This is a genomic window from Roseomonas sp. BN140053 (genome assembly GCF_047690175.1).
GTDB lineage: Bacteria > Pseudomonadota > Alphaproteobacteria > Acetobacterales > Acetobacteraceae > Roseomonas.
Genome location: NZ_JBLLEB010000040.1, coordinates 1 through 16,277 on the forward strand (window position 1 = coordinate 1; position 16,277 = coordinate 16,277).

Annotated in this window: 17 protein-coding genes and 1 pseudogene; 13 read left to right on the forward strand and 5 right to left on the reverse strand. The window is 74.5% G+C overall.

From position 1 onward, the window contains the following. From ACLIBK_RS22030 to ACLIBK_RS22045, 4 genes and pseudogenes are all read left to right on the forward strand, one after another. Nucleotides 1-2,500 (forward strand): annotated as a pseudogene (locus ACLIBK_RS22030) (hypothetical protein); the annotation flags it as partial. Between the two features lie 163 nt (nucleotides 2,501-2,663). Beyond that, nucleotides 2,664-3,122, forward strand: coding sequence for an adenosylmethionine decarboxylase (gene speD / locus ACLIBK_RS22035; protein WP_415389462.1), 459 nt, complete (start codon nucleotides 2,664-2,666; stop codon nucleotides 3,120-3,122). Between the two features lie 76 nt (nucleotides 3,123-3,198). Then, nucleotides 3,199-4,071 carry a polyamine aminopropyltransferase gene (speE, locus tag ACLIBK_RS22040; protein WP_415389463.1) on the forward strand — a complete coding sequence of 291 codons (873 nt, stop codon included), beginning with the start codon at nucleotides 3,199-3,201 and terminating at the stop codon, nucleotides 4,069-4,071. Nucleotides 4,072-4,284: 213 nt separating this feature from the next. Beyond that, a complete protein-coding gene (locus tag ACLIBK_RS22045; RefSeq protein WP_415389464.1) occupies nucleotides 4,285-5,268 on the forward strand; it encodes a Bug family tripartite tricarboxylate transporter substrate binding protein in 984 nt (327 codons plus the stop codon). 152 nt (nucleotides 5,269-5,420) lie between these two features. Here ACLIBK_RS22045 and fliP read toward each other — a convergent pair whose 3' ends face one another. From fliP to ACLIBK_RS22060, 3 genes are read right to left on the reverse strand one after another with little or no spacing between them, the layout of a single operon-like run. Then, entirely contained in the window at nucleotides 5,421-6,167 is a 747-nt protein-coding gene (gene fliP / locus ACLIBK_RS22050; RefSeq protein WP_415389465.1) for a flagellar type III secretion system pore protein FliP, read from the reverse strand. Next, a complete protein-coding gene (locus ACLIBK_RS22055) occupies nucleotides 6,164-6,427 on the reverse strand; it encodes a flagellar biosynthetic protein FliO (RefSeq protein WP_415389466.1) in 264 nt (87 codons plus the stop codon). Before ACLIBK_RS22055 ends, fliP begins: the two co-directional genes overlap by 4 nt. Before the next feature lie 45 nt (nucleotides 6,428-6,472). Beyond that, nucleotides 6,473-6,718 (reverse strand): hypothetical protein, encoded by a 246-nt coding sequence (locus ACLIBK_RS22060; RefSeq protein ID WP_415389467.1) that lies wholly within the window; start codon nucleotides 6,716-6,718, stop codon nucleotides 6,473-6,475. Nucleotides 6,719-6,816: 98 nt separating this feature from the next. Here ACLIBK_RS22060 and flgB point away from each other — a divergent pair, with 98 nt between their 5' ends. From flgB to ACLIBK_RS22090, 6 genes are all read left to right on the forward strand, one after another. Further along, nucleotides 6,817-7,242: a flagellar basal body rod protein FlgB gene (gene flgB, locus ACLIBK_RS22065; protein WP_415389468.1), complete on the forward strand. Its 426-nt coding sequence runs from the start codon at nucleotides 6,817-6,819 to the stop codon at nucleotides 7,240-7,242. Nucleotides 7,243-7,264: 22 nt separating this feature from the next. Continuing rightward, on the forward strand, nucleotides 7,265-7,672 hold the full coding sequence (gene flgC / locus ACLIBK_RS22070) for a flagellar basal body rod protein FlgC (protein WP_415389469.1): 408 nt from the start codon (nucleotides 7,265-7,267) through the stop codon (nucleotides 7,670-7,672). Then, nucleotides 7,672-7,986 (forward strand): flagellar hook-basal body complex protein FliE, encoded by a 315-nt coding sequence (locus ACLIBK_RS22075; RefSeq protein ID WP_415389470.1) that lies wholly within the window; start codon nucleotides 7,672-7,674, stop codon nucleotides 7,984-7,986. Before flgC ends, ACLIBK_RS22075 begins: the two co-directional genes overlap by 1 nt. Nucleotides 7,987-8,077: 91 nt before the next feature. Then, the gene (locus ACLIBK_RS22080) at nucleotides 8,078-8,353 is read left to right on the forward strand and encodes a flagellar biosynthetic protein FliQ (protein WP_415389471.1); all 276 of its coding nucleotides are present in this window, start codon (nucleotides 8,078-8,080) and stop codon (nucleotides 8,351-8,353) included. Nucleotides 8,354-8,360: 7 nt separating this feature from the next. After that, entirely contained in the window at nucleotides 8,361-9,137 is a 777-nt protein-coding gene (locus tag ACLIBK_RS22085) for a flagellar biosynthetic protein FliR (protein ID WP_415389472.1), read from the forward strand. 3 nt (nucleotides 9,138-9,140) lie between these two features. After that, complete coding sequence (locus ACLIBK_RS22090) at nucleotides 9,141-10,181, forward strand: flagellar biosynthesis protein FlhB (RefSeq protein WP_415389473.1); 1,041 nt, start codon at nucleotides 9,141-9,143, stop codon at nucleotides 10,179-10,181. Between the two features lie 253 nt (nucleotides 10,182-10,434). Here ACLIBK_RS22090 and ACLIBK_RS22095 read toward each other — a convergent pair whose 3' ends face one another. Beyond that, complete coding sequence (locus tag ACLIBK_RS22095; RefSeq protein ID WP_415389474.1) at nucleotides 10,435-11,679, reverse strand: glycoside hydrolase family 71/99-like protein; 1,245 nt, start codon at nucleotides 11,677-11,679, stop codon at nucleotides 10,435-10,437. Nucleotides 11,680-11,757: 78 nt separating this feature from the next. Here ACLIBK_RS22095 and ACLIBK_RS22100 point away from each other — a divergent pair, with 78 nt between their 5' ends. Next, nucleotides 11,758-13,440, forward strand: coding sequence for an ATP-binding protein (locus ACLIBK_RS22100; RefSeq protein WP_415389475.1), 1,683 nt, complete (start codon nucleotides 11,758-11,760; stop codon nucleotides 13,438-13,440). Between the two features lie 197 nt (nucleotides 13,441-13,637). Beyond that, nucleotides 13,638-14,678, forward strand: coding sequence for a recombinase RecA (gene recA, locus ACLIBK_RS22105; RefSeq protein WP_415389476.1), 1,041 nt, complete (start codon nucleotides 13,638-13,640; stop codon nucleotides 14,676-14,678). 276 nt (nucleotides 14,679-14,954) lie between these two features. On the opposite strand, the gene ACLIBK_RS22110 is transcribed toward recA, so the two are convergent. Beyond that, nucleotides 14,955-15,686 (reverse strand): DUF1028 domain-containing protein, encoded by a 732-nt coding sequence (locus ACLIBK_RS22110; RefSeq protein ID WP_415389477.1) that lies wholly within the window; start codon nucleotides 15,684-15,686, stop codon nucleotides 14,955-14,957. Between the two features lie 292 nt (nucleotides 15,687-15,978). Here ACLIBK_RS22110 and ACLIBK_RS22115 point away from each other — a divergent pair, with 292 nt between their 5' ends. Further along, nucleotides 15,979-16,218, forward strand: coding sequence for a hypothetical protein (locus ACLIBK_RS22115; protein WP_415389478.1), 240 nt, complete (start codon nucleotides 15,979-15,981; stop codon nucleotides 16,216-16,218). Nucleotides 16,219-16,277 lie beyond the last annotated feature (59 nt).

Consider the following 16,277-nt stretch of genomic DNA (forward strand, 5'->3'; position numbering starts at 1 on the left):
ACCCGCGCGCGCCGAGGCCGCGCCCCGGCCGGCGCGCCCGGCCCAGGCGCGGCGCGGCACCGCCCCGGCGCTGGCCGCCGCGCGCCCGCCCGAAGCGCCGCCCGCGGCATCCCGCGCCGCCCCGGCGCCGGTTCCGGCCGCGGCGCCGCCCGCCTCATCCCCCGCTACTCCCCCCGCGGAACCGGCTGCCGCAGCACCGCTTCCCGTGCCGCCCCCGCCGGCGCGCGCCCTGCCGCCCGCCGCGACGCTGCCGGCGCCCGAGGCGATCCCCGTGCGGCTGGTGGCGCAGCCCGGGCGCGGGCGGGCGCTGCTGCTCGCCCTGCCCGAGGACACCGGCCTGGCCGTGCTGCGCCGCGGCGACTCCGTGCTGGCCGTGCTGGATGCCGCCGTGCCGCTGGACCTGCGGGCGCTGCGCGGCGACCCCGTGTTCGGCAATGCCGAGGTGCAGCTGCTGCCGGACGCCACGGTGCTGCGGCTGCGCCTCGCCGCGCCCGCGCTGCTGCTGCCGCGGCGCGACGGCGCGAACTGGCTGCTGGAAGCGGTGCGCGACGCGCCGCCGGGCCGTTCCATCCTGCCCGCGCCGGAAGGCGAGGCGCTGGCCCTGCGCGCCGTGCGCCCGGGCCGCGTGGTGGTGGTGGAGGACCCCGAGACCGGCCTGCCGCTGCTGCTGGGCACGGTGCGCGACGCCGAGCAGAACAGCCCCCTGCGCCGCAGCCTGCCGCGGGCGGAGCTGCTGCCCACGATCCTCGGCGCGGCGCTGCTGGCGCGCGGCGACGGCGTCAGCCTGCGGGCCGGGGCGGAACGCTTCCTGCTGGCCGGCGCCGGCGAGGGTGGCGCCCCTGCGGCCGGCAGCTTCCCCGAAGCCGCGGCAATGACGCGGCTCTTCGACCTGCCGGCGGTGGACCCCGAGGCGGCGCAGCGGCGCCTACAGGCGCAGCAGAGCGGCATCGTCGCCGCCGCGCCCTTGCAGCGCGCCACCCTGCGGCGCGACGCGGCGGAATCGCTGCTGGCGCTCGGGCTGCCGCAGGAAGCCCAGGCAATGCTGCGGCTGGCCTTCCAGGAAGACCCGCAGGCCGCGGCCGATCCGCGCAGCCGGGCGGCGCAGGCCGCGGCCGCGATCCTGGCCGGACGCCTGGCGGAAGCCGCCGCGCTGGACGACGCGACGCTGCCGCGCACGGACGAGACGACCCTGTGGCGCGCCCTGCTGCGCGCCGCCCGGGGCGAGCGGGCGGAAGCCGCGCCGGGCCTGGCCGCCACGCTGCCGCTGCTGCTCTCCTACCCCGAGGCGCTGCGCCTGCGGCTGCTGGCGCCGGCGGCGGAAGCGCTGCTGGACGGCAACGAGACCGCCGCGGCGCGACGCCTGCTGCGCGATGCCGGGGCGCAGCCGGGGCTGGACTACGTGCGCGGCCGCCTGCTGGAAGCCGAAGGCAAGCGGGACGAGGCGCTGGCCGCCTTCGAGGCCACGGCGCGCGGCCGCGACCGCCGGCTGCGCGCCCGGGCGCTGCGGCGCTCGGTGGAGCTGCGCTTCGCCTCCGGCGCGCTGGACGCGGCGGGGGCCGCGGCGGCGCTGGAAGCCTCGCTCTACGCTTGGCGCGGCGACGCGGAGGAGGTGGACACCCGGCTGCGCGTCGCGGCGCTGCGGGGGGAGGCCGGCGACCCGCGCGGCGCCTTCGACCTGCTGGGCGAAACCGCGGCGCTGTTTCCCGACCGTGCGGCCGGGCTGCGCCCCGCCCAGCACGCCGCGCTGCTGGCGGCCATGGCGCGGGAAGCGCCGCTGGCCGCGGTGGCGCTGGCGGAAGCCAACCGCGACCTGCTGGCGGCGGACATGGAAGGCTCCGGCGCCGTGGCGCTGCTGGCCGATCGCTTGGTCGCGCTGGACCTGCCCGACCGCGCCGCCGCCGTGCTGAGCCGCGCGATGGCCGCCATGTCCGGCGAACCCCGCGCCGCGCTGGGTGCGCGGCTCGCGGCGCTGCGGCTGGGCGAACGCGACGCGGCCGGCGCGGAAGCCGCCCTGGCCGGCAGCGCGGCGCCCGGGCTTTCCGCGCCCCTGGCCGAAGCGCGGGCCATCCTGGCGGCGCGGGCCCTGGCCCTGGCCGGGCAGGAGGACGCCGCGGCCACCGCCCTGCGCGCGATCGGCCCGGCCGCGCTGCCGGCCCTGGCCGACCTCCTGGCGGCGCGGCGCGACTGGTCCGGCGCGGCGGCGGCGCTGACCGCGCAGGCCGCCTTGCCGGGCGAGCTGGATGACGGAAGGCGGCGCATCGTGGTGCGCGCGGCGGCCTATGCGGCGCTGGCGGGCGATGCGGCGCAGTTGGCGGCGCTGCGCTCGGCCTGGGCGCCGCGCCTGGGCGAGGGGGCCCTGGCGCGGGCCTTCGGCACGCTGGTGATGGATCCGGTTCGCGGTCTGGACGACCTGCCCCGGTTGCAGCGTGAACTGGACCTTTTCCGGGGATTTCCCACCCGGCTGGATGCCTTGCGGGCAGATGCAGCCCTGACGCGGTGAGCCTCGTCCCACACGCGGGGGTGGGCCGCATTTTTTTCGGCCGAGCAGGCGCTATTTCGCTTGCCTCCCAGGTCCGTGTGCCCCATATCGCGGCCCTCGCTAACACTGACCTGATCGGCGCCGCCGATACTGCAGGTCGTCTTCTGGTGGAAATGGGGGCCGAATGGACGCTCTTGTTGCTCCGCTGGGGATGGTCTCGGATCTTCCGAGCGACGCCCAGGGTTCGTTCTCGTCCGGTCTGGACGAGGCAAAAGACTACTTCTGCGAACGCAATGGCGTGCGCTTTGCCGGTACGCACCTGATCATCGATCTGTGGGGCGCAACCAATCTCGACGATCCCGCGCGGATCGACGAGATCCTGCGCGAAGCCGCGATCGCCACGGGTGCCACGATCCTGCACGGGCACTTCCACCACTTCCAGCCCAACGGCGGCGTGTCCGGCGTGCTGGTGCTGGCGGAAAGCCACGTCTCGATCCACACCTGGCCCGAGCGTGCCTTCGCCGCGCTGGACATCTTCGTGTGCGGCGACTGCGACCCGTACAAGGCGATCCCGGTGTTCAAGAAGGGCTTCCTGCCCGAGCGCGTGCAGCTGGGCGAACACCGCCGCGGCATGACGCTCTGACGCGAAAGCGTCATGGGTGGCGTGATGGGGCGGGCCCTAGGGTCCGCCCTTTCTTCGTGCGGGGAGCCGAACGCGCATGACCACTGATTCCTGGGTGAACGAAACCCTCTATCCCGACTGGGGCCAGCGTTTCCGCGTCGTGCGGGAACTGGCGCGCGTGCAGTCGGAATTCCAGGACATCATGATCTTCGAATCCGCCTCGCACGGCCGCGTCATGCTGCTGGACGGCGCGGTGCAGATCACCGAGGCGGACGAGTTCGTCTACCAGGAGATGCTGACCCACGTGCCGATCCTGGCACATGGCGATGCCAAGCGCGTGCTGATCATCGGCGCCGGCGACGGCGGCGTGCTGCGGCGCGTGCTGCAGCACCGCAACGTCGAGCGCGCGGTGATGGTGGAGATCGACGGCGAGGTGATCCGCCTGGCCAAGGAGCTCCTGCCCAACATCGCCGGCGGCGCCTGGGACGACCCGCGCGCCGAGGTGATCGTGGGCGACGGCATCGACTACGTGCGCACGGCGCAGGCCGGTTCCTTCGACGTGGTGATCGTGGACAGCACCGACCCGGTGGGCGTGGGCGAGGTGCTGTTCACCGAGGAATTCTACGGCAACGCCGCCCGCCTGCTCAGCGAGCGCGGCATCGTGGTGAACCAGAGCGGCGTGCCGGCCATGCAGGCCGACGAACTGCGCGACACCAGCCTGCGGCGCCAAACGGCCTTCGCCGATGTCTGGGCCTATCTGGCGGCGGTGCCGACCTACGTGGGCGGCTACATGACGCTGGGCTGGGGCGCCAAGGATGCGGCCTCGCGCCAACTTCCCGCCAAGGAGCTGCGCCGCCGCGCCGAGGCGGCCGGCATCCTCGGACAAACGCGCTACTGGACGCCGGAGATCCAGGCGGCAGCCTTCCACCTGCCGCCCTATATCGCCGAGCACCTGCCCACGGCGGGCTGAGGCTTCGGCCGCCGCGCTCCACCGGTTCCGCCGTGGCTGCCCCGCTCCCGCGGGCGCGGCCCTTTCGGAACGCGGGGACGCGGCGGCCGCCTCTACCCCTGCGGCCGGGCGTGGCCCTGGTCTCGGCGCGATCCGCCCGTTCGCGGGCTTGCCTCCCCTCGGCGGCGTGTCAGGTTAGATCCTGACCAGGCACCACGGGGGAACGAACCGGCCATGCTTCACCATCCATCGTCGCGGCGCGCGCTGCTCGCGGCCTCGCTGTTCACCCCCTTCCTGGCGCGGGGCGCGCGGGCGGCCTTTCCCGACCATCCCGTGAAGTGGATCGTCCCCTACGCCCCTGGCGGCGGCGCCGACGTCACGGCGCGGCTGGTGGGTGCCGGCCTGTCGGCGCAGCTCGGCCAGCCCGTGGTGATCGACAACCGTCCCGGCGCCGGCACCAACATCGGCGCCGAGGCGACGGCCCGTTCCCCGGCCGACGGCTACACGGTGATGACCGCCGACAACGGCACGCTGGTGTTCAACCCCGTGCTGTACCGCCGCCTGCCCTACGACGCCGACCGCGACCTGCGGCCGGTGGGGCTGATCGCGCGCTTCCCGCTGATGCTGGCCGTGGCGCCGGCTTCCGGCATCACCAGTGCCCGGGAGTTCCTGGACCGCGCCCGCGCCACGCCGGGCGGCCTGGACTACGGCTCGCCCGGCGTGGGCTCGCCGCACCACCTGACCATGGAACGCTTCGCCCGTGAATCCGGCGTGTCGCTGACCCACGTGCCGTATCGCGGCGCGGCGCCGGCGCTGAACGACCTGATCGCCGGGGCGGTGCCGGCCATGGTGCTGGACCTCGTGGCCGGGGCGGAAGCGCTGCGCGCCGGGCAGGCGCGGCCGCTGGCGGCCTGCAGCGCCGCGCGGCTGCCGGCCTTCCCCGACGTGCCGACGATGCAGGAGATCGGGCTGGCGAACTTCGAGTCCTACGCCTGGCAGGGGCTGGTGCTGCCGCGCGCCACGCCGGACCCGCTGGTGGCGCAGCTGTCCGCCGGCCTGCAGGCGGCGCTGCGCGACGAGCGGATCGCCGCCCGGATGCGCGAACTCTCGGTGGAGCCGCTGCCCGGCGGCGAGGCGGAGTTCACCGCGCTGCTGGGGCGCGAGCGCGCCGTGTGGACGCCGCTGATCCGCACCCTCGGGATCACGCTGGACAGCTGAGGCGAAGGCCGGAGGAGGGAACTCCCCCGGACCCCCTCCTTCTTTCGTGAGTAGAAGTGCTCCGGCCACCACCGGCGCACCCGAAAACTCCCGAAAATAGAAGGGAACACCGGGGGGATACCTCCCCCCGGCTTCCTGCCTACCCCCAGCCCTCAACTGCCGGCAAAGCCCTGCACCAGGCTGCCCGACACCAGCCGCCAGCCATCCACGATCACGAAGAACAGCAGCTTGAAGGGCAGCGCCACGGCGGAAGGCGGCAGCATCTGCATGCCCAGCGACATCAGCAGCGACGCCACCACCAGGTCGATCACCAGGAAGGGCAGGAACAGCAGGAAGCCGATCTCGAAGCCGCGCTTCAGCTCGCTGACCATGAAGGCCGGCACCAGGGCGCGCCAGGGCAGGCTCTCGGGGGCGGCGGCGGGATCCACGGCGGGCAGGCCCGCGAGGTCCAGGAACAGCGACAGGTCGCCGTCGCGCACGTTGCCCGCCATGAAGGAGCGGAACGGCTCGGCCGAACGCTGCAGCCCCTCCATCTCGGCGATGCGGCCCTCGATCATCGGCTGCATGCCGTTACTCCAGGCGGTCTCGAACACCGGCTGCATCACGAAGAAGGTCAGGAACAGCGCCAGCCCGATCAGCACGGGGTTGGGCGGGATGCCCGGCGCGCCGATGGCCGAGCGCAGCAGCGACAGCACGATGGTGATTCGCGCGAAGGCCGTCACCATCACCAGCAGGGACGGCGCCAGCGACAGGATGCCGATCAGCGCCGTCAGCTGCACCAGCCGCGCCGTGGCCCCGGCCTGACCCGTCGCGCCCAGGTCCACCGACACCGATTGCGCCGCGACCGGTCCCGCCGCCAGCAGCAGGACGGCGAGGAGCGCCGGCAGCAGCCGACTCACGACAGCCAGCCCACCACGGCGTCCTGGCCGCCGCCGGTCAGGATCAGCACCTCGCGCCCGTCCACGCGCACGAGGTGCAGCCGGCGGCGCGTGTCGATCGCCGTGCTTTCCTGCAGGGCCAGCCGGCGCCCGGCCGCGCCGGGGGCGAGCCCCGCCGCCCGGGCGCCGCGCGCGAGCAGCCAGAGGGCGCCCAGCACGACCGCGAGGCCGGCGATGGACAGGAGCCAGGTGGAGGGACCCGGGTCGAAGCTGTTGGTCATGGGCGCGGCCTTTTTGCCAGCGAGGGTTCGGGGAAAGGGTTCGGTTCAGGGCGGGGCGAAGCGCGCTTCCAGCCCGCGCACCGCGGCCAGCAGCGCGGCCAGCTCGCCGCGCAGGGCCCGGCCATCGGCCGGCGGCAGCACGGCGGCCGCGACGCACACGGCGGTCACGTCCCGGTCCAGCCCGCTCAGGTCCACGTGCCGCCCGGCGGCCACCAGGGCGGTGGCGACCGACAGGGTGCCGTGCAGGGACCGGATGGAAGCCGCGACGGCATCCTGGGGCGCGATGGACATGGCGCCATCCTGCGCCCCCGGAAATTACCGCGAGGTTTCCGCGCCGGGTGCCGCCTTCTCAACCATCCCTTCACCCCTGCCGGCGCAGGGTGGCCGGCATGGACCTCCTGCGCCCGACCCCGAGCGGCAGCAGCCCGTCCCGCCTGGACCCCATGGCCCTGGCGGAAGAGCGGCTGCGCTGGTTGGACCGCCGCCAGGGCGTGCTGGCGGGCAACATCGCCAATGCCGACACGCCCGGCTACCGCCCGCGCGACCTGTCGCCCTTCGCGCAGGTGCTGGCGCAGCGCACCGCGCCGGCCCTGGCGCAAACGGCGGCCGGGCACCTGTCGCCCGCCGGCGGCAGCGGCGCGGCGCGGGCGCGGCCGGACCGCCGCGCCTCGGAAGTGGCGCCCGACGGCAACGCCGTGTCGATCGACGAGCAGGCGCTGAAGGTCGCCGACAACGAAACGGCGCACCAGCTCGCCACCGGGCTGCACCGGTCCTTCCTGAACATGTTCCGCACGGCGCTGGGCCGCGGCGGCTGAGTCTTAAAGGGAGCCGCATCCGATGGATCTCGACCGCGCCCTCCGCATCTCCGCTTCCGGCATGGCGGCGCAATCCACGCGGCTGCGCGTGGTGGCGGAAAACATCGCCAACCGCGACAGTACGGGCGGCACGCCCGGCGCCGATCCCTACCGGCGCAAGACGGTCAGCTTCCGCAACAGCCTCGACCGCGCCGCGGGGGTGGAAACCGTGCGCGTCAACCGCGTCGGCACCGCGGCGGGGGAGTTCCCGGAACGCTACGAGCCCTCGCACCCCGCGGCCGATGCGCGCGGCTACGTCCGCACGCCCAACGTCGACAGCATGGTGGAGATGATGGACATGCGCGAAGCGCAGCGTTCCTACAGCGCCAACCTCAGCGTGCTGGAAGCCACGCGCGGCATGCTCAGCCGCACCATCGAGGCGCTGCGCTGATGGTGCTTCCCATCGGCGGTGCCGGCGCGGCGCTGGCCGCTTATCGCGCGGCGGCGCAGCCCGGCGGTGCGGCGGGGGCCGAGGCCGCGGGCGATGCCGGCGGCTTCGGCACCGCGCTGCAGCGGGCGATCGAGGGCGCGGTGGAGATCGGCCACCAGGCCGATGCCGCCTCCACCCAGGCACTGACCGGGCAGGGCTCGGTGACGGACGTGGTGATGGCCGTGTCGCGCGCCGAGCTGGCGCTGCAAACGGCGGTGGCGGTGCGCGACAAGGTCGTGTCCGCCTACCAGGACGTGATGCGGATGCCGATCTAGCGCCCCACCGTCGCGGTTCGCGCGCCCCCTCGCGAAGGGGCGCGGCCGCGGTGATGGGTGCGCTCGCCCACCAGGATGGAGGGGAACGCGCGTGGATGGTGACGTGCTGGGGCTGGCCCTGCGCGAAGCGCTCTGGGTGGCGCTGCAGCTGGGCGGGCCGCTGCTGGTGGCCCTGCTGGCCGTGGGGCTGGTGGTGTCGGTGTTCCAGGCGCTGACGCAGGTGCAGGAAGCCTCGCTGGCCTTTCTGCCCAAGCTGGCGGTGCTGGGCGGCGGGCTGACGCTGCTGGGCCCCTTCATGGCCGGGGTGCTGCGCGCCTATGCCGCGGGGCTGTTCGACCACATGGTGGCGCTGGGCGGGGCGCCCTGATCCTCGCGTGACGGAAGCCGAATTCCTGACCGCGCTACCGGTGTTGGCCTTCCAGATCGTGCTGGTGTTCGCCCGCCTGGGGGCGGCGGTGATGCTGCTGCCGGGGCTCGGCGAGTCGGAGGCGCCCGCGCCGCTGCGCCTGGGCATCGGGCTGGCGACGGTGCTGCTGCTGCTGCCGGGGCTGTCCGCCAGCCTGCCCGCGGCGCCGGACAGCGTCCCCGGGACGGTGCGGCTGCTGGCGATCGAGGTGCTGGCGGGGCTGTGGATCGGCGGCCTGGCGCGGCTGGCGGCCATGACGCTGGCGGTGGCGCTGCAAACCGTGGCGGCGCTGATCGGGCTGGCCTCCGTGCTGGTGCCGGACGCGCAGATGGGCGCGCAGTCGGCGGCGCTGGGGCGCCTGGGCAGCCTGGCGGCGGCGGTGCTGGTGCTGTCCAGCGGGCTCTACGCCCTGCCGCTGCGGGCGCTGGCGGAAAGCTACGCCGTGCTGCCCGCCGGTGCCCCCTGGCCGGCCGGCGAGGCGGTGGAAGCCTGGGTGGCGGCGGGCTCCGCCCTGCTGGAGGTGGCGCTGCGCCTGGCCGGTCCCTTCGTGCTGGGGGCGGTGCTGGTGAACCTCGCCATGGGGCTGCTGGCGCGGGTGGCGCCGCAGGTGCAGGTGCAGATCGTGGCGGCGCCCGGGCAGATCCTGGCCGGGCTGGCGCTGCTGGCGCTGCTGGCGCCGCCGCTGCTGGGCACCTTCCTGGAAGCGCTGCGGGCCGCCTGGGCCGCCCTGCCGGGTCTGGGCTGAGCCGTGGCGGAGGGTGGCGGCGAGGCCGAGGACCGCACGGAAGCCCCGACCCCGCGGCGGCTGGAACGCGCGCGGGAAGAAGGCCAGGTCCCCCTGTCGCGCGAGGCGGTGGGCTTCGCCGTGCTGCTGCTGGGCGCCACGGGGGCGATGCTGGCCCTGCCCGGCGCCGGGCTGGAACTGATGCGCGCCCTGCGCGGGATGCTGGGCCGCGCGCACGAGCTGACGCCCCGCGAAGCCTGGGGCCTGGCCGGGCCGGCGCTGCTGGCGCTGCTGCCGGTGGCGGGGGCGGTGATCGCCGGGGCGGTGGCCTCCACGCTGCTGCAGACCGGCGGGATGTTCAGCAGCAAGGGGCTGGTGCCGCAGCTGTCGCGCCTGTCGCCGCTGACGGGGCTGAAGCGGATCCTGGGCGTGCAGGGTGCGGCGGAGCTGCTGCGCGCGCTGCTCAAGCTCGGCGTGGTGGCGGCGGCGCTGTGGTACGCGGTGGACGACCCGGCGCTGCTGCGGCGCGCCCTGCAGATGCCGGCCGGGGCGCTGCTGGAAAGCTGCGCCCGGCAGGCGGTGCGGCTGGTGACGGCGGTGCTGGCGGCGCTGGCGGCGATCGCGCTGGCCGACCTGGCCTGGGTGCGCTTCAGCCACCTGCGCAAGCTGCGCATGAGCCGCCACGACCTGAAGGAGGAGCACAAGGAGAGCGACGGCGACCCGCACGTCAAGGCGCGGCAGAAGCAGCTGCGGCAGCAGGCTTCGCGCCGGCGGATGATGGCGGCGGTGCCCAAGGCGGCGGTGGTGATCACCAACCCCACCCACTTCGCCGTGGCGCTGGCCTACGAATCCGGCGCCAGCGCGCCGCGCATCGTGGCCAAGGGCGCCGACGCCATGGCCGCCCGCATCCGCGAGGCGGCGCGCGACGCCGGCGTGCCGCTGGTGGCCAACCCGCCCCTGGCCCGCGCCCTGTTCCGGCTGGAGCTGGACACGGAAATCCCGCCCGAACACTACGCCGCCGTGGCGGAGATCATCGCCTTCGTGTGGCGCCGCCGCGGGGGGTGATGCCGTCGGGCCTGCGCTCCGGAGGAGTAGCAGCAAGCTGGGGGGAAGTATCCCCCCAGACCCCCTTCTATTTTCGGGAGTTTTTGGGGGTGCCTTTCAGGGCACCCCCAAAAACTCCCGAAAGGAGGGGGATCGGGGGGAGTTCACTCCCCCGGCCTTCCCTGCCACTCCGGGCCAGGGCCTCGGCTCCACGACGCGTCCGTCCCGCCCGGTCCCGGGCTGACGCCCGGGCATCCGGAAACGCCCCGATCACTCACGGCGGCGGCAGGGCCGGCAGCTGCCCGGCCTGCAGGCCGCGGGACACGGCGCCCGCCAGGTGCAGGTACCAGTCGGGCGCCGGGTCGCAGCCATCGGCGTCGCGGGTCACGAAGGTGGCGGGGCCGCCGCGCGGCACGTCGTTGGTGACGGGGATGATGGCGGTGCCCTCGTCCACCTCGTCGAACATGGCGGCGAACAGCATCCGGGCGCCGGCGCCCACCGCGTTGCGCGCCTGGTGCCAGTAGAAGGCGCCGCAGCGGCGGCGGATGCCGTTGGCCGGTGACGGCCGGCCGCGGGCGGCGGACAGGTTGCTCCAGGTGAAGCCGGGAAAGATCACCGGCATGTAGTCGCGGCCGAGGCGGCGGGCTTCCGCCAGGTCCGGCACGATGCGGTTGCGCAGAAAGGTGTCCGCGCCGGCATCGTCGACAAAGGCGCCGACGCTCCAGGGGCTGATGATGTCGAAGGAGCGGAACACCGCCCCCCAAGCGGGATCGGGGCGCGGGTTGCCGTCCAGCGTGCGCCAGTTTGCCTGAACGCCGCCCATCAGCGTCACCGGCCCGGCGGCGCGCAGCGCGTCGACCAGCGCCTGCCCGGCGGCAGGGTCGGGGGTGGCGCGGTTGAAGCTGCCGACGCCGAAGATCCCCAGCACGGGCCGCCCGCGGTGCCGCTGCCAGGCCGGGCCGTCCACCACGCCGGACGCGCGCAGCGCCCGCCAGTCCGCCACGACGTCGCCCACCCGGTCGGGCGCGAGGCCGCTGATGTCGTAGGTCACGAAGAAGCTGCGGCCATGCGCCGCGGCGGCCTCGGCCACCAGCGACAGCACGCGGTCGTTGGCGGCCTTGAAGGGCGGCCGCAGCCCGGTGGCGAAGCGCTGCAGCGCGGCGCCGTGGATGCCGTGCTGCGCCATCCAGCGGAAATGCGTGTCCACCGTGCCGCGCCGCTGGGAGGAAAAGACCCGCAGTGTCCGGCCGTCCGGCAGTTTGAGGGGCGTGTCGCAGAGCGCGTCCTCGGGCATCCCGGACACGTCGGGCAGCAGGTCCACGGTGGGGCGCAGCCCCAGGCCCGAGCCGCGGTCGAACCAGTGCACCCAGCCGCGGCCGCCGGGACCCTCGTCGCCGGGGCAGGCGAACCAGCCCTGGTAGCCGACGATCATGGTGCCATCGAGTCCCTCGGCCCGGGCGGCGGTGGCACCGGCCAGGATGGCCGCCACCACGGCGAGAAAGAGCAGGGCGTTGCGCATGATGGGCGCGAGCCTAGCATGGGCGGGCACGCCGGAGTCCTCCATGCGGGCGGCACCGGTCAACAAGGAGCTCGGGCGTTGCAGGCGCTTCTGGAATGGCTTTGGCGCCGCTCCGACCCCGGCGACTTCGCCGTGCTGTTCGAGGCGATGGGCGAACCGGCGGCGCTGCTGGATGCCGCCCACCGCGTGCGGCAGGCCAATCCGGCGCTGCGGGCGCTGCTGGGCCCGGCTTTCGCGCTGGCGGCCCCGGCCCCCGCGCTGCCGCTGCTGCCCGCGCCGCCCGCCGCCGCGCCGCTGCCGGCCGACCGGCTCTTCGCGGCGGCGGCGCGGCCGGCGATGCTGCGCTGGCTGGACGGCAGCGGCGTGACCCCCATCGAGGCGATGCTGGCCGCGCCGGGGGGCACCGAAGCGCCGCTGGTGTCCTGCCGCCTGCACCCGCTGCCGGGCGGGCACCGGCTGCTGCTGTTCGAGGACCTGTCCGAGCGCCGGCGCTTCCGCGCGCGGGCCGAGGAAGGCGAGCGGCTGCGGGTGGTGGGGCAGCTCGCGGGCGGCATCGCGCACGACTTCAACAACCTGCTGTCGGTGATCGTCGTCGCGGCCGAGGCGGTGCGCCAGCACGCCCCCGACACGGGGGAGGAACTGGACCCGCTGCTGGCCGCGGCCGACCGCGGCGCGGCGCTGGTGCGGCGGCTGCTGGCCCTGGCCGGGCGGCAGCACCTGGAACCCCGGGTGGTGGTGCTGGACGAGGCCCTGGCCGCCATGGAGCCCCTGCTGCGGCAGATGCTGGGGCACGGCATCCAGCTGGCGGTCGAGCCCGGCGTGCCCGGGCGGCGGGTGCGCGTGGACCCCGTGCAGCTCGACCAAGTGGTGCTGAACCTCGCGAGCAATGCGCGGCAGGCGATGGGCGGGCGGGGCCGGCTGAGCATCGGCACCGGCACGGTGGTGGCGCTGCGCGAGGAGCCCGGCCTGCCCGACCCGTTGCCGCCCGGCCGCTGGTCGGTGCTGACCGTGTCCGACACCGGCCCGGGCATCCCGCCCGAGCTGCTGCCGCGGATCTTCGAGCCCTTCTTCACCACGCGCACGGAGGAGGGCGGCACGGGGCTGGGCCTGGCCACGGTGCACGGCATCATCCGGCAGTCCGGCGGGGCGCTGCAGGTGTCCAGCAGGCTGGGCGAGGGCAGCAGCTTCCGCATCTTCCTGCCGCGCTACCAGGGCGAGGAAGCGGGCGCGGTGGCCACCACCCCCGAACAGCAGGCATCCACCGCCTCCGAACAGCCGGCGCCCGCCACCCCCGCGCCCGTGGCGGATGCCGTGCCCCGCGCCGGTGCCGCCGGGGGCGGCGTTGCCCCGGAGAACGGACCCGCCCTTGCCGCGGGGCCCGACGCCGCGGCGCCCGCGCCCCGGCCGCCGCAGGTGCTGCTGGTGGACGACGAGGCGCCGCTGCGCCGCCTCGCGGAACGCGCCCTGACCGCGCAGGGCATGCAGGTGCATGCGGCGGATGGCGGGGAGGACGCGCTGGACCTGCTGGCGGGCGGCTTCGTGCCCGACGTGCTGGTGTCGGACGTGGCGATGCCGGGCATGGACGGGCTGGCGCTGGCGCGGGCCGCGCGGGCCGCCCTGCCGGCGCTGCGGGTGGTGCTGGTCAGCGGCTATGCCGAGGCGGCGCTGGATGGCGGCGGTGTGGAACCGGGCACGCGATTCCTCGCCAAGCCCTATCGTCCCACCCAGCTGGCAGCACTGATCCGGGAGGTTCTCGCCTGAGCATTTTCCCGTTGTGTTCCGGCTTAGGAGTGAACATATAGCGAACAGAACGGTGGTCGCGAAGCGGACCCTTGGACGTGGCGGCGGGTCCTGAATGAGACTAGGCTCGCGCGCACCAGGGGTCGCAGGACGCTTCGAGGCCAAACACTCTCGGTTGCGGGTTTTCCGCCCCAGAACAGGGGCGATCAGGGGGCAGGATGGAAAAGAACAAGGCGCTCGACGCGGCTCTGAGCCAGATCGAGCGGGCCTTCGGCAAGGGCTCGGTGATGCGGCTCGGCGCCAAGCAGAGCATGGCCGACATCGAGGTGGTGCCGACCGGCTCCCTCGGCCTCGACCTCGCGCTGGGCATTGGCGGCCTGCCGAAGGGCCGGATCATCGAGATCTACGGGCCGGAATCCTCGGGCAAGACGACGCTGGCGCTGCACGCCATCGCCGAGGCGCAGAAGCGCGGCGGCACCTGCGCGTTTATCGACGCCGAGCACGCGCTCGATCCCGGTTACGCCAAGAAGCTGGGCGTCAACGTCGACGACCTGCTGATCTCGCAGCCCGATGCCGGCGAGCAGGCGCTGGAAATCGCCGACACGCTGGTGCGCTCCGGCGCCATCGACGTGCTGGTGATCGACAGCGTCGCTGCCCTGGTGCCGCGGGCCGAGCTGGAAGGCGAGATGGGCGACAGCCATGTCGGCCTGCACGCCCGCCTGATGTCCCAGGCGCTGCGCAAGCTGACCGGCTCCATCTCCCGCTCGAACTGCATGATGATCTTCCTCAACCAGATCCGGTTGAAGATCGGCGTCATGTTCGGCAACCCCGAGACCACGACCGGCGGCAACGCGCTGAAGTTCTACGCCTCGGTCCGCATGGAGATCCGCCGCATCGGGCAGATCAAGGACCGCGACGAGGTGGTGGGCAACCAGACCCGCGTGAAGGTGGTGAAGAACAAGATGGCCCCGCCCTTCCGGCAGGTCGAGTTCGACATCCTCTACGGCGAAGGCATCTCCAAGGTCGGCGAACTGATCGACCTCGGCGTCAAGGCCGGCGTGGTGGAGAAGTCGGGCGCCTGGTTCTCCGCCGATAGCCAGCGGATCGGCCAGGGGCGCGAGAACGCCAAGCAGTTCCTGCGCGACCATCCCGAGATGGCCGACAGCATCGAGAAGCGCATCCGCGACCAGTCCAGCGCGGTGGCCGACACCATGATGACGGCGCCCGAGCCCGAGGACGCCACCGCCGCCGCGGAGTGATCCCCGGCCGCGGCAATACCGCGGGCAGATGAATGGAAAGGGCCGTGCCGCGAGGCGCGGCCCTTTTCGCGTTCCAGGGCCGGTTGCCCTGCGGGACCCCCCACCTCATCGCCGAGCCGGGGAAGGCATCCCCCCCGTGTCTCCCTCGATTCTCGGGAGTTTTCCGGTGTGCCCGTGTCCAGGGGCGCTCTCCTGAACTCCCGAAAAAAGGAGGGGGTCCGGGGGAGTTCACTCCCCTGGCCCTCGCCATGCCGCGGTGTCGGGCGGCGTTTCCCCTCAGCGCGGGAAACGCAGATCCAGCCCCAGCTCGCGCCAGCGCGCCTCGATGGCGTCGAGGTCAATGAAGCCGGAGGGGGCGGCCTTGCGCGGCGCGCGGTCCAGGAACGGCGCCCGGTCGCGGCGCCAGATGCCCAGCAGCCGGCGCAGCTCGGCCAGCGGCTCGGGATGGTCGTCGACGCGCAGGTCGAGGTCGGGGAAGTCCTCCGCGCCCACCATCACCAGCGCCGCGGATTGCCGGCCGCGCCGGTCGCCGCCCGCGGCCTCCCCGGCATCGAGGGCCGCCAGCAGCCGCTCGGGCAAGGGCAGCGCCGTCCCGGCGGTGAAGGCGGCCAGCGTGCCCGCCAGCACCTCGCCGCCCGCCAGCATGTTGCCGGCCAGCGACACGTCCGGGGGAACCGCGGCGCCGGACAGGTCGCCGGCCCAGTCCACGCACTGGCTGCCGGTCCAGGCCGCGCCGCGCCCATGCCGGTCCAGTGCGTGCACCTGCCGGATGTGGCGGCCGGCGTCGCCGGCCAGAGCGCCCTCGATGGCGGCGCCCGGCGGCAGGCCGCGCGCCATGCCGTCCAGGATGGCGGGGCCGAGATAGCGGTTGGTGAAGGACTGGGTGGACACCGCCCCGACCCCCGCGCGCAGGAAGGGGCAGGACGCCCCTACGGCAAAGGCGCAGGTGGTGACGGCCACGGCAAAGGCGCCAGTGGCGGGGTCGCGGGCGAGGATGGACCAGGTCATGCGCGGCCTCGGTGCTGGGAAAACCGCAGGGTAGTGCGGATCGCCGGCGCGAACAGCGGCCCCGGGACCGCGAATCCGCCCCGCCTCGGCGCGGCCGCTGCCGGGGGCGGAACGCCGGGTGGCGGCCCATCCCGTGCCGAAAGGGCGGGCGACGGGCGGAAACCGGTGTCGGCGGAACGAAATCACCCCGGATCAGGCCCGGAAGCGTGACGACCCCTTTGCTCGGGCGCGAGGTTCGGGGCAGTTTCACAACTCAGGGGCATTGAACGCCGTCCGGAGGCTGGCAGAGGTCATGGCGATCGACACGACGGATCAGGTCCGGGGCGGAGACGGGGAACGATCCTCCCTGCCGGCCGTCGCGCCGGAGGTGCCGGACAACGCGATCGTCCGGCCTCCCCGCCCGGCCTACAAGCAGGAGGAAGGCGCCCCGGACAAGGCGTCGGAATGGTGGGCCATCCTGCGCGCCCTGCTCTACGCCGCGGTGATCATCGCCGTGCTGGCGGTGCTGCTGACCCTGTGGCGCGCGCGCTGAGAGCCCAGGGCGGGCCGCGCGGATCCCGGCCGGGGCGGCGAAGCGCCCGGGAGGCTGAC